General features: G+C 40.4%; 9 protein-coding genes. All 9 read right to left on the bottom strand.

The annotated features are described in order from the left end of the window. Positions 1-73: 73 nt before the first annotated feature. The 9 genes from nrdG to gatB all read right to left on the bottom strand — a co-directional run bounded on the left by nrdG (position 74) and on the right by gatB (position 14,244). Positions 74-661 carry an anaerobic ribonucleoside-triphosphate reductase activating protein gene (gene nrdG, locus FGL72_RS01235; protein WP_004909153.1) on the bottom strand — a complete coding sequence of 196 codons (588 nt, stop codon included), beginning with the start codon at positions 659-661 and terminating at the stop codon, positions 74-76. Next, positions 654-2,786 (bottom strand): anaerobic ribonucleoside-triphosphate reductase, encoded by a 2,133-nt coding sequence (gene nrdD, locus FGL72_RS01230; protein WP_040177312.1) that lies wholly within the window; start codon positions 2,784-2,786, stop codon positions 654-656. The genes nrdG and nrdD overlap by 8 nt, the downstream gene beginning before the upstream one ends. 354 nt (positions 2,787-3,140) lie before the next feature. Continuing rightward, positions 3,141-4,826 carry an acetolactate synthase AlsS gene (gene alsS, locus FGL72_RS01225; RefSeq protein ID WP_012305386.1) on the bottom strand — a complete coding sequence of 562 codons (1,686 nt, stop codon included), beginning with the start codon at positions 4,824-4,826 and terminating at the stop codon, positions 3,141-3,143. Between the two features lie 220 nt (positions 4,827-5,046). Then, positions 5,047-6,366: a GTPase ObgE gene (obgE, locus tag FGL72_RS01220; RefSeq protein WP_004909159.1), complete on the bottom strand. Its 1,320-nt coding sequence runs from the start codon at positions 6,364-6,366 to the stop codon at positions 5,047-5,049. A 156-nt stretch (positions 6,367-6,522) separates the two neighbouring features. Beyond that, complete coding sequence (uvrC, locus tag FGL72_RS01215; RefSeq protein WP_146992320.1) at positions 6,523-8,319, bottom strand: excinuclease ABC subunit UvrC; 1,797 nt, start codon at positions 8,317-8,319, stop codon at positions 6,523-6,525. Between the two features lie 74 nt (positions 8,320-8,393). Continuing rightward, positions 8,394-10,013 carry a CTP synthase gene (locus FGL72_RS01210; RefSeq protein WP_004909163.1) on the bottom strand — a complete coding sequence of 540 codons (1,620 nt, stop codon included), beginning with the start codon at positions 10,011-10,013 and terminating at the stop codon, positions 8,394-8,396. Between the two features lie 200 nt (positions 10,014-10,213). After that, positions 10,214-11,599 carry a 23S rRNA (uracil(1939)-C(5))-methyltransferase RlmD gene (rlmD, locus tag FGL72_RS01205; RefSeq protein ID WP_146992317.1) on the bottom strand — a complete coding sequence of 462 codons (1,386 nt, stop codon included), beginning with the start codon at positions 11,597-11,599 and terminating at the stop codon, positions 10,214-10,216. Positions 11,600-11,692: 93 nt separating this feature from the next. After that, positions 11,693-12,682: a diacylglycerol kinase family lipid kinase gene (locus FGL72_RS01200; RefSeq protein WP_004902537.1), complete on the bottom strand. Its 990-nt coding sequence runs from the start codon at positions 12,680-12,682 to the stop codon at positions 11,693-11,695. Between the two features lie 122 nt (positions 12,683-12,804). Further along, positions 12,805-14,244: an Asp-tRNA(Asn)/Glu-tRNA(Gln) amidotransferase subunit GatB gene (gene gatB / locus FGL72_RS01195; protein WP_004904776.1), complete on the bottom strand. Its 1,440-nt coding sequence runs from the start codon at positions 14,242-14,244 to the stop codon at positions 12,805-12,807. Between the last annotated feature and the right edge of the window lie 10 nt (positions 14,245-14,254).

Genomic DNA, 14,254 nt, shown 5'->3' with positions numbered 1-14,254 from the left:
GAACGCCACAAAACACACGATATTTTGAGCGTTAACAACATAAAAAAAGCACCTAAACTAGTGCTTTTAAAACTTAAATCCCATATTCATCTTGCCACAAAATAAGGCGCTGTGCCTCTAGCGACTGCGGCACATCGATGATGCGCTGATTGGCAGATCCTTTAAATCTTAAAGATAAGTCCATCAGAGCTTGCACAAATCGACCATCTACCAAAACATCAATTTCTGCTAATAGTGCTTTTTTATCATCGGTTTCCTTCATTAATTCATCCCACGTATAGCCAGTCCAAGACCAAATATCTTTCGTATCGCCAAATTCTGCTCTCACACGACGTGTTAATTGTAAGGCAACAGGTGTATTTAAAAATGGTTCACCACCAAGCAAAGTCAATCCTTGAACATACGGTTGACTCAAATCTGCAATAATCTGATCTTCTAGTGCCTGTGTATATTCTGTGCCATAATGAAAGTTTTGCGCGACAACATTATAACAGCCAGGACATAAGAATTTGCAACCGGACAAGTAGATTGAGCAACGTACGCCTGGGCCATCGACCATAACGAAGGGTTTGTAATCGGCTACAAAATTACGTGTCAAATCTTCCGAGCGCCATTCTTGACTATCCGGTACAGTAATACCGTTTTCTAATTTTTTAGACATGGCCTTCATCCACCTCATGTTGTGACATATTTTTCACACGGGCCGTAATTTCAGCATGGCGTCCGTGAATCATAGGCCTAGCTTGTGGATTTCCTAGGTAACCACAAGTTCGTTTAACCACATCACAAGTCTTTGGGTCATGGTTGCCACACTCTGGGCAGCAAAAACCACGTGCAGTTGGCTTAAACTCTCCTTCATAGCCACATTTAAAGCACTTATCAATTGGTGTATTTGTGCCTAAATAACCAACATGATCATAAGCAAAATCCCAAACTGATTCAAGTGCTGCTGGATTTTGTTTTAAATTAGGATATTCGCAATAGTGAATAAACCCACCACTTGCATAATGTGGATAAGCTTCTTCAAACAGTAGTTTTTCAAAAGGATTAGGATGCTTTCGCACATCGTAATGGAATGAATTCGTATAGTAATCTTTATCAGTCACATTATCAACCACGCCAAATCGCGCCTTATCAAGTTCACAAAAGCGGTCTGTTAGTGATTCCGCTGGCGTTGAATACACAGAATAATGGTAGCCATCCTCTTTTTCCCACTGCTGACATGCTTCATTAAGACGGCGCACAATAGCAACCGTAAAATCATGTGCCTGACTATTATCTTCCCAATTCGCACCAAAGAAATAAGCGCCCACTTCGTATAATCCTATGTAACCCAAAGACACTGTGGCGCGGCCATTTCTGAATAAACTATCAACTTCGGTGACACTTTGACTGCCAAAAACGCCACCTTGATAAAGAATTGGTGCATTTTCAGGAATCGCTGTTTTGGTACGTGCTACTCTAAATTGTAATGCCTTTTTGGCTAACGCTAGGCGCTCTGCTAAAATCTCCCAAAACATATTCACATCCCCACCCGACTGGATCGCAATACGTGGAATATTTAGGGTTACCACACCTAAATTCATACGCCCTTCGTTGACTTCCGTTTGATTTTCATCACGCCAACCTTGTAAAAATGAACGGCAGCCCATTGGCGCCTTAAATGAACCAGTAATTTCAATTATTTTTTCATAATTCAAAACATCAGGATACATGCGTTTTGTTGCACACACTATCGCCATTTTTTTAATATCATAGTTTGGATCGTTTTTAAGCATGTTCACGCCACGTTTCAACGAGAATACCAGCTTTGGAAAAATCGCTGTACGATGGTTTGGCCCAATACCCTTAATGCGAATATCAAAAATAGCTTTTTGAATTTCACGCGCTAACCAATCTGTTCCTAAACCAAAAGCCAATGTTGTAAAAGGTGTTTGTCCTTGTGCTGAAGATAACGTATTAATTTCATACTCTAATGCTTGCATCGCATCATATATATCTTTTTTTGTGCTGGACACAGCATATGCTTCTCTTTTTTCGGGCACAACATAGGTTTCGGCTTCAGCTAGGTGCTTCTTGTAATTCATTGCTGCATATGGTGCGAGCAATTCATCAGCACGATTAATAGAAATACCACCGTATTGTGATGAAGCAACGTTGGCAATAATTTGCGCCATTTGAGCTGTGGCCGTCCCGATTGATTGCGGCTGTTCAACTTGCGCATTGCCCATTGTATAGCCATGCTCAAACATAAACTTAAAATCGACTAAGCAACAGTTTGTCATTGGACTCAAGGGCGAATAATCTAAATCATGCCAGTGCATATCACCACGTAAATGAGCTTTAGCTACATCTTCTGGCAACATTTTCAGCCCTGTTGATTTACCAACCATACCAGCTGTTAAGTCGCGAAATGTATTAAAAACTTGTGCATCTTTGTTAGCATTTTCGTGAACAATATCATCTTCTTGCGCAATGAGTCGATTGATTTTGTTTGATGGATTAATGGCCTGTTGCCACTTTTTTTCTGCTCGAATATGTTCTTGCTCAAAAGCTGCGGCTGCAGCACCATCCAATTTTTTGAGTTCGGATAACACAGTATTATATATTTGTGCTGTTGTTAATTGTGGTTGTTTCGTCTGGTTTTCCACCGCGGCCATCACTTGTTGATAAACATCATCTTTTACCCCCAAAAGATTTAGTATCAAAGCGACCTTATAAGCGTGAAACGTCACTGTCTCCCCCGTCTGTTTTGTGACTTTTAGTAATGTTTGACCTAACGACATCCCTTGTTCCCCTTTTAATTTTATTGTGATTTTTGTGACTAATCAATTTGATGACTGTATTTAGAATTATGCGCCCCTTTACTGGTTAATGTCAAACACTTGTTCTATGTATAAACATTCATGCGAATGTTTGTTTCATTTATTTTTAATAGCGTATTAGCAAGTCAGTTTTGTTATTTGTTAAATCTATAACACCAAGTATTTATTCATTATTTTTTGTAAGTTTTTTAAAATAACCTTATACGTTCATCTATTTTCTTTTTTCCAATGTATAAGTTCACAAAATAACAATCTGATTACAGATTTTGTTCACAAAAAAAGCACAATAATGTGCTTTTTACTTACCTATTATCATTAGCCTTCTGACTCAATTAATTGTTCACCTAACTCGAAATTATGTGAATAATCAACTGGTATATCGACCACAACTGGTCCCTTAGTTGCAAAGGCTTCATCCAATACAGCATCGAGTTCTGCCGGAGTATTGACACGTAAACCTTTAGCTCCGAAGCTTTCGGCATACTTGACAAGATCAATATTACCAAAATCAACACCAGCTGATTCACCATCATACTTTAACTCTTCTTGGAATTTAACCATATCATAGTGTGCATTATCATTCCAAACAATGTGCACTGTATCTAAGTTTAGACGAACAGCTGTTTCCAATTCCATCGCTGAAAAGAAGAAACCACCATCGCCAGAAACAGAAATAGATTTAGCATTTGGTCGTACCATGGCTGCGGTTAATGCCCATGGTAGTCCAACACCAAGTGTTTGCATACCATTTGAAATTAAGAAATGACGTGGGACATATGACTTGAAGTGACGTGCCATCCAGATATAATGTGAGCCAATATCAGTGGACACTGTCATGTCATCTGTGACACGTGCTTGTAGCGCCTTAATAATATTCAACGGATGGTTTAAGTTGCCTTCAGCAGGTGTATAAGTTGGCTCGTCCGTGTCATTCAGATCTTTCTTCAATGCCTTTAATTGACTTTGACTAGCCTCAGGTAATACATAACCTTTGATACGTTCAGCTAACAAGTCAAGACTTTGCGCAATATTGCCTACTAGTTGACGTTTTGGCACAAAATTATTATCAATTTGAACCGGTGTCGTATCTAAGGCGACAATATTTAAGTCGTTTTCTTTATTCCAGTTACGTGGTTCATATTCGATAGCGTCATAACCAACTGTAATCACTAAGTCTGATTGTTTTAGTAGCTTATCACCAGTTTGGTTACGGAAAAGACCAATACGACCAAAGAAAGTTGTTGGTTCTAAGTCATGCGATATAACACCAGCACCTTGGAATGTTTCGACAACTGGTAGTGGTGTGTCGCCAAGCAAGCTGTGCAAAGCTGCAACAGTCTGATCATCAGAACCTCGCGCACCAACTAGCAAAACAGGAAGCTGTGCTTGCTTAATTTGGTTAGCTAACCAATCAAGATCAGCAAGAGAAGCGGCACCTTGTTGCGCTGCGGGCACTTGTGGTAATGCATCAATGGTTACAGGTGCATCATCAACATCCTGGGGCAGAGAAACGAAAGCAGCACCTTTTTTGGCACCATTAGCAGCTGCGAAAGCATTGGCAATAATTTCTGAAATATTATTAGGATCTTGAATTTCTGAACTGAAATTAGTAATCGAATTAAAGAGTGCTACAGAATTTGTTGACTGATGCGTTAAACGATAAAGATCACGACGCGGTACCTGGCCACCAATAGCGACAACTGGGTCATTTTCGGCACTAGCGGTCATCAACCCGCTCACAAGATTACCAACACCAGGGCCTGAAGTCACAATGACAACACCAGTTTTACCCGTAATACGGGCAAATGCTTGAGCCATGAACGCAGCATTTTGTTCGTGTCGTGTGACAATCAAATGGGGTACTTTCACACCTGCTGAAGGGTGTTCCAATGTCTCAAATAAGCGATCAATTTTCGCACCCGGAATACCGAATACTAAATCGACACCGTGGTTTGTTAGACTTTGTGCAACAATATCTGCACCAAACTTTTTTTCTGCCATTTTATTAAGGAGTGTGCGCTGCGCTTGAATGATAGCTCTCACTCATCGCGTGGTGTCACTCATTTCCTCCAAACTTTTTTCAATAACCATATCATAGCACTTTTCACTAGTCTATGCGAAATAAAGATTGTGAAATAGCTTGCTATATCAATGTTCTTTTATTCACAAACTATTTTAAGCAATAAAAAACAGTCAGTAGTACACTGGCTGTTTTAAAACATTAATCACTGAATTCGAATACAAAATCCGAGTTATTGATGCGCACATCATCACCGTCTTTGGCACCAGCTTTGCGAAGCGCGTCATCAACGCCCATATGCCTGAGCTGTCTCCCAAAACGCATAATCGTTGCATCACGCTGAATATTTGTCATTAAGAATAGTTTCTCAATTTCAGCGCCGCCAATAACCCACTCTTCTGTCTCCTCGGACCATTCAACAGTAAAGTTATGCTGTTCTGGCTTAAAGTCATAAGTTTTATCGTTAGACACCTTTTCTACCACAGGACGGTAACTTTCCGGTACAGGTGCAGTGGCTAATAAGTCAGCAGTTAATCGCATCAAAGGTTGAACCCCTTCACGCGTTAAAGCAGAAATAGGCATAATCTCCGGTTGTACAGGCAAACCTGAATCAGCGGCAACTTCTTGACGGAATTTAACCAAATTTTCTTCAGAATCTGGCATGTCCATTTTCGTTGGCACAACAATATGTGGTCGATTTAGTATTGTTTCATCATACTGACCTAGTTCATCTAATATTTTACGATATTGTGTGTACGGGTCGTTTCCTTCAATACCTGACATATCCACAAGGTGCAGTACGACACGCGTACGTTCAACGTGACGTAAAAACTGGAAGCCAAGTCCAACACCTTGAGATGCACCTTCTATCAAACCGGGCAAATCGGCCATAACAAAATCGCGCGCATCATCTAGACGAACCATGCCAATATTAGGTGACAGCGTTGTGAAATGGTAAGCCGCAACTTTAGGTTTTGCATTAGAAACAACAGACAATAGCGTGGACTTTCCCGCCGAAGGAAAACCAACGAGTCCAACATCGGCAAGCACCTTAAGCTCTAACTTAAGCTTTCGGACTTGACCTGGCTCGCCATTTTCTGACAATTCAGGTGCTGGGTTAGCTGGTGTAGCAAAATGAATGTTGCCGCGGCCACCACGGCCACCTTTTACGACAACTAATTCTTGACCATTTTCCAGTAAGTCGCCTAAAACTTCGCCCGTTTCAACATCTTTTACCGTTGTGCCTTGTGGCACTTTGATATATCGATCTTCGGCTGAGGCACCTGTCATTCCTTTTGTGCCACCGTTGCCACCAGGCTGAGCCTTAAAATGACGATTATAACGAAAATCCATCAAAGTGCGTAGACCTTCGTCCACTTTAAAAATGATTGACCCTCCGTGGCCACCATCTCCACCGAATGGACCGCCCATAGCCACAAATTTTTCGTGACGGAAGGATACAATACCATCGCCACCTTTTCCAGCTTTTACTTCAATTTCTGCTTGATCTACAAATGCCATAGCTTTAGTGCACCAAACCAACCGACACGCTGTTACTAATCGGACGCGTCTTGTTTGATGCGATTCTCCTTGTCCGCTCATATCATTGAGCTTGCGATACTTTTAATACTCTAGTTTAACATAAAACGCGTCGTCGTGCGACCATGAGGTTTATTACTATTGTATGCCTGATTTTAAACTCATATGGATAACACGCGCTAATTTTTCATTAATGCCGATGGCTTGCAATGCTTCAATGGAAGCCCCAGCTATTTTTGGTAGTGACCCAAATTCACGTAGTAATTTCTGTCGCGTTTTAGGGCCGACACCGTCAATCATATCTAAGCGTGATGCTAACGAGTTCTTACTACGCAGTTGGCGATGGAAATTAATCGCAAACCGATGCACTTCCTCTTGTACACGCTGAATCAAGAAGAAACCTTCAGATTGCTTACTCAAAACTACTACTTCACCTGTTCGCCCATCAATCAGATCAGCTGTCTTATGCTTATCATTTTTCACCATGGCTGCAATCGGCAAGCTAGTTAGACCAAGTTCATCTTCTAACACTTCTTTGGCAGCGTGTAGCTGAATTTCTCCACCATCCATTAAAATAAGGTCTGGCATTTCACCGCCCTCTTTCAAAATACGTGAGTATCGGCGGCGGATTACTTCTTGGGTTTCAGACCATTCATCAGCGTGACTGACCGATTTAATTTTATATTTACGATATAGGTCTTTGTTGGGCACGCCATCATCAAAGACAACCATAGCGCTGACAATTTCGACACCTTGGGTATGTGAATGATCAAAAGCCTCAATTCTTTTGCCCATAGGAATGTTTAAAGCATGGGTGATTTCGCGCATCGCGCCTGTCGTTTTTTTCTCATTCAACTGCATCAAACGAAACTTTTCTTCTAAAGCAATTCGAGCATTTTTTTGAGCTAAATCTAGCAAATCACGTTTTTCACCACGCACAGGTACACGTACAGGAATTTGTAACATCTCTGATAATGCATTAATATCAATCCCTTTGGGTACTAATACTTCATTGGGTTTTTGAATGTTACGCTGTGCATAGAACTGTTGCATGAAGTTCATCATTTCTTCATCAGCTGCCCCGACAACCGAAAATGTCTGTTTGTATTGTCGAATTAGACGTGCTTGTCTTAAGAAAAAGACTTCAACCGTCATCCAACCCTTGTCAAGATAATAATTAAACAAGTCGCGAGGTGTCGTGTCTTTTGAGAGTACACGTTGACTTTCAACTGTTTCATCAATATATTTGAGTTGATCTCTTAAATCAGCCGCACGCTCAAATTCTAATGTTTCGGCAGCTATTTGCATTTTCTGTGCAATGGCTTTTTTAACTGAAGCAGTATTACCATCTAAAAAGTGTTTAATACGCGCAATTTGATCATCATACGCTTTTTGTGGTACATCATGCCAGCACGGTCCTAAGCATTGTCCCATATTGTAGTATAAGCATGGCCTGCCTTGATAACCGTTGCAGCGTCGTAGAGGATAATTTTTTTCCAAAAATCGTAAGGTTTCCTGTGCAGCATAAACGTTTGGATAGGGTCCAAAATAAAAGCCGCCATCTCGCTTGACTTCATTAACTAAAGCCATTTTAGGATCGCGCTCTTTAGTAATTTTAATATAAGGATAACCAGTACCATACTTCAAGCGAATATTATAATAAGGCTTATACTTTTTAATTAATTCGTTTTCTAGTAAAAAAGCTTCCTTATCGGAATTTGTGACAATATAATCAAAATCGGTGATATTTTGCACTAATTCTGCTGTTTTGCCACTATGATCTTGCTTGAAATAAGAGCGAACACGATTCTTTAAATTTTTGGCTTTACCAACATAAATAATCTTGCCGTTCTTATCTTTCATTTGATATGACCCGGGTTCTGATGGCAGCAACGCGAGTTTTTGTTCAATGTGTTTTGATGGATTTGCTAACATATTATTATTATACCAAGCAAAGCAAGTATTTTGTTCGAAAATAAAAACACGCGTTCGCGTGTTCAAAAATAAATTTATTTTGCCTCGTGCTTAAGTGCTGCACCAATAAAGTCATGGTACAAACCTTCTGGGCGCTCTGGACGTGATAAGAATTCTGGATGGTATTGTGCTGCGATAAAGAAATCATTTTTTGGGTACTCAATGACTTCCATTAAACGATTATCTGGTGACGTTGCAGAAAAAATCATACCAGCTGCTTCAAATTCTGAGCGGAACTTCGTATTAAATTCGTAACGGTGGCGGTGACGTTGCTCAATTTCATCAACGTTACCATAAGCCTTAGCAGTTAATGTTCCTGGTGTTAGCATAGCCGGATAAAGTCCCAAACGTAGTGTCCCACCAAGATTTTCAACATTTTCTTGATCTTTCATCAAATCAATAATAGGTGCATGTGTCTCAGGATTCAACTCAGTTGAGTTAGCATCGTCATAACCTAAAACATGCCGCGCAAATTCAACGGAAGCAAGTTGCATCCCTAAGCAAACACCTAAGAATGGCACATTTGTTTCACGGGCATAGCGAATGGCTTGAATCTTACCTTCCGTCCCACGCTCACCAAATCCACCTGGCACCATCACGCCATCAGCGTTTGCCAAGAGCGTTGCCACATTGTCTGAAGTCACTGTCTCAGATTTAATATGGTTAATATTAACCTCAGTATTTTGGGCATAACCAGCATGCTTTAATGCTTCATTGACAGAGATATAAGCATCGGGCAAATCAGTGTATTTGCCGACTAAAGCAATATTAACTGTCTTCTTTGGATGCTTGATATTTTCCACCATTTCTGACCAGGCCACCATATCAGCTTTTGGTGCATCAACCTTTAGTTTATTAAGCACTACGTCATCCATCCCTTGTGCTTGGAGGTTCAAAGGAATGTCATATAATGTTTCAACGTCGCGTGACTCGATGACTGCATCAGGGTCGACATCTGTGAAAGTTGAAATTTTCTTTTTTAAGTTATCTTCTAACGGTGAAGAGGTGCGCAGAACAATCATATCCGGTTGAATACCTAATGAACGCAATTGTGCCACAGAATGTTGTGTGGGCTTAGTTTTTGCTTCGCCCGCAGCTGTCAAATAGACAATAAGACTCGTGTGAATATAAAATACATTATCACTGCCAAGATCTGATTTCATTTGGCGTAATGCCTCAATAAATGGCAAACTTTCAATATCCCCAACAGTGCCACCAACCTCAACAATAACAACATCAGCATCTGTTGATTCAGCCGCTTTTTTCATCTTATCTTTAATAGCATCAGTAATATGCGGAATCACCTGCACTGTGCCACCATTATAATCACCACGGCGTTCTTTGGCCAATACTTCAGAATAAATACGGCCTGTTGTCACGTTAGAATACATATTTGTATTAATGTCCATGAAACGTTCATAGTGCCCCATGTCCAAATCTGTTTCCAAACCGTCTCCTGTCACAAAAGTCTCACCGTGTTGATATGGGGACATTGTGCCTGGATCAATATTAATATATGGATCCAATTTCTGAATGGCCAATTTTAAGCCACGGTTCTTCAACAAACGGCCAAGTGAAGCCGCTACGATACCTTTTCCCAAAGATGACACAACGCCACCGGTAACAAAAATATACTTAACTTGTTTTTCTGCCATGATGCCTCCTCATGATTAAGCGCTTACGCGCATGCAACGTTTCAGGGGTAAAAATAAAAATAGAAAAGCTCCCAAGTATAATACTTGGGAGCTTTTAACGTCTGTCCCATTTAATGGGAGCCCTAATATATATTACAGAGTTAACCAATATTTGTCAAATTATTTTGAGTTGTTTTGACAAAATAGTATTCACATAGTGCTTAACGCTTAAATACCAACACACTTTCAACATGTGTTGTTTGAGGGAATTGGTCAATTGGTTGAATTGGCCCATCAATATGAAAACCTTCTGCTAATATCTGAACTGTATCACGTGCCAAGGTCGCAGGATTACAACTTATATATACAAATGTCTTCGGTTGCATCGCACTAACAGCTGAGATTAATTCATTGGTTAAGCCTTTACGTGGTGGATCAACAAATACAACATCCGGTTTCAGACCATCTGCTGCCCATTGTGTCATCTGCTCGGGCGCATCGGCTGTAACAAATTCAACGTTGTCAATATGATTATTTTGGGCATTTTTTTCTGCATCTAGGACAGCATCTTCAATAACTTCCACACCATAAACTTTGGCCACTTGATCAGCAATTGACAAGGTAATCGTACCAATGCCTGAATAAGCATCTACCACTACATCTGTCGGTTTTAAGCCTGCTTTCTCGGCAGCCAATGTATACAAAACAGCAGTTGTCTGCGGGTTAATTTGATAAAATGAGTTTGGGCCAATGATGAAGTCCTTTCCCATTAGCTGATCATGAATCTCATCTGCACCCCATACTGTTTCATTCCACTGACCCATAATGACGTTGGTATCGTGATTATTAATATTGTGGATAAAGCTCTTTAATTCAGGTAGTTTTGCACGTAAAGCTGCTGCAATGTTATCGGCTTCGGGTAATTTTTTCGTATTGGTGATAATCACAACCATCAGTTCATGTGAATAAAAACCACGACGTGCCATAATATGGCGTACAACACCTTTATGTGTTTCCTCGTCATATGCCGAAATACCAAGATCGCGTAACACATCACGTGTAACGGAAACAGCTTCGTCAACTTTTGGATCTTGAATATAGAAGTCCTCTACTGGCATTAATTTATGTGATCCACGCCGATAAAAGCCTGTTTCCAATTGGCCATTAACCATTTGGACAGGCACCTGCGCTTTGTTTCTGTATTTTGTTGGATCTGTCATCCCAATCGTTGGGTTCACTTCAACACTAACATTAACTTTTTTAAAGAGTTGTTCTACTTGCCGTTGCTTAAATGTCAACTGGGCTTCGTATTTCAAATTCGCCAATGGCGCAATGCCTGTTGTAATTGCGACCTTATCGACATTTTCGGCACGATTTGGTGAGGCCTTTACGCGCTTAATCACGCGACCAAAAGCGTAACTTTTTAACACTTTGGTAATACCAACTTGTACCACTTCACCAGGTATGGCATCAATTACAAAAATTGGAAAATTATCGATTTTAATGACACCCATACCTTGATAAGTAATATCAACCACTTCAGCCTCAACTTGTTGATTTTTGGTTACGGGATCCTTCGTTTTATAGACACGATTTGCTTTTGCCATAATATTTGTGCTCATCATTACGACATAATTCATCATCGTATGATATTAATCGCACACTCCTTTTCTTGGGTTTTTCGACACCCACTACAAACATTATTTAACGTCGAGTTTTTCGACGTCAGCCATAAATTGCTGTTTAGTTCGGTCCGAAACAGTTGCTGCTTCTGGCATACCAGAACGGTTCGCAATAAATTCAATATGTTGCTGTAAATCAGTGAAAAGCATTGGGGCATCGCCACCATATTCACCATCTAAATTAACCTTTAACCGGTCATCATCCAATGGTATGATTTCCACTTTGTTAGTTTTTTTATAAATCAATTGCGGGTTATCAACATGCTTCCCCCCATTGAGCATCTGCGCAACAATCTGGAGAATTTGGGCAAGGTTAGATTCCTTGATAATCAATAATGTAAACTTGCCATCGTCTAACTTAGCATCTGGCACAATTGATTCGAAGCCACCAACTGAATTAGTTAATGCCAAAAAAATCATCGAAATTTTCCCAGAATATTCACCCTCATCGTACACAACCTTAGCGTTTACTGGCTTAATTCTTGTAATTAACTCCGCGCCTTTAACTAGATATGCCAAGTACCCATATAATGACTTCATTAATGACGGCACAGCATAGGTAACTTCACTAATGGTGCCTAAGGCTGCAATATTCATAAAATACTTTGACTGCCCATATTGGTCAATTTTACCAATATCCATCTTAATTGTTTCATTTTGCAAAATAACTTTGGCTGACTCTAGAGGTTCATCGCGAGGCAACTTTAAAGCACGTGCGTAATCATTTGTAGTGCCAGCTGGAATAACCGCCATCATTGGCCGCTTATCTAATTGTGCTAAACCATTAACCACCTCATTAATCGTGCCATCACCACCGGCAGCAACAATCAAATCAAATCCCGCTTCAGCGGCTCGTCTGGCTTCTATGGCAGCAGACATTGGTTCTGGCGTCGTGGCAAATGCCGATGTTTCATAACCAGCTGACTCATAAACTTGCAAAATGTCCAACATTTCCCGCTTAATTGCTTCACGACCGGATGTTGGATTATAAATAATTCTTGCTCTCATGTTAGCGTGTGACATCACAAATAATGCTAATTATTTGTTAAACACGTTACCGTGCCACACTATCCTTTCATAAAACTTATGTACACAGGTAAGTTTACCTGTTATGTGACTATCCAGCATTATTAACGCTTGGCTAGCTCTTCTAATAATAATTTGTTCATAATGCCAGGATTGGCTTGCCCTTTAGACATTTTCATCAATTGTCCAATCAAATAGCCAGTTGCGCGATCCTTACCACCCTTGAAATCTTCAATGGATTGCGGATTATTATCTAATACGTCTGTAATCCATTCTAGTAGGACAGCCGGATCACTAATTTGAACCAAACCATTTTTCTTAGCAAAAGCTTCTGGTTCCTCACCTGTCATAATTGCCTCAAAGACTTGTTTTGCCTGTTTTGTTGAAATCGTACCAGCCTCAATCAACTTAATCATACCTGCCAAATGCTGTGGCGTTAATTGTGTTTCTTGTAATTCAACTTGGTGCTTATTCATGAAAGCATTCACATCGCCAATTAGATAATTAGCTGCACGTTTTGCATCGGCCCCAGCTGCGATAGTTGCGTCATAAAAATCAGCCATCGCTAAAGTCTGAGTTAATACCTCAGCATCGTATTGTTCAATGCCCAAATGTGTAACATAGTCCTGCTGGCGTTCCTTAGCAGATTTTGGTAATTCAGCTGCTACTTGATCAATCCATTCTTGATCAATCACAACAGGTGATAAGTCTGGTTCGGGGAAATAACGGTAATCATCTGCACCCTCTTTAACACGCATGAGTATTGTTGACTTTGTTGGTTCGTTGTAGCGACGTGTTTCCTGTTGAATGACACCACCTGAGCGCAACACCTCTGCCTGGCGTTTCTCTTCAAAAATCAAAGCATTACGGACATAGTTGAATGAATTAATATTTTTCATTTCAACTTTAGTGCCATATTCGGTTGACCCAAATGGCCGAATTGAAATGTTAACATCCGCACGCATTTGACCTTCTTGCATTTTAGCCTCAGAAATACCAGTAAACAAAATAGCTTGGCGCAACTGTTCTAGGTAAGCATAAGCTTCATCTGGGGAGGCGATATCTGCTTCCGATACAATTTCAATTAAAGGTGTTCCTTGACGGTTCAAATCCACGTATGAATAGCCATCAGCACCGTGTGTGTTTTTACCGGCATCTTCTTCGACGTGCATTTCTTTAATACGAATGCGTTTGGTTTGTCCATCAGCTAATACGACGTCAAGATAGCCATTTGTACCAATAGGTGTCTGTGATTGCGTTGTTTGATAAGCTTTTGGGTTATCTGGGTAAAAATAATTCTTACGATCCCAACGAATAAATGGTGAGATGGTGGCATTCAAGGCTAGCGCTGCACGCATACCATATTCTAATGCCCCTTTGTTAGCAACCGGCAAAACACCAGGATAGCCAAAATCAATCACATTCGTGTTTTCGTTTGGCTGATCACCATAATGGACTGGCGATGGTGACAAAAGCTTTGAATTGGTTTGCATTTCAACGTGAACTTCCAATCCAATGGTTGTTTCAAAATTTCCTGTTCCCATAATCAACTGT

This window comes from Leuconostoc citreum (genome assembly GCF_007954785.1).
Classification (GTDB): Bacteria; Bacillota; Bacilli; order Lactobacillales; family Lactobacillaceae; genus Leuconostoc; species Leuconostoc citreum.
This window is presented reverse-complemented; position numbering and strand designations above follow the sequence as displayed.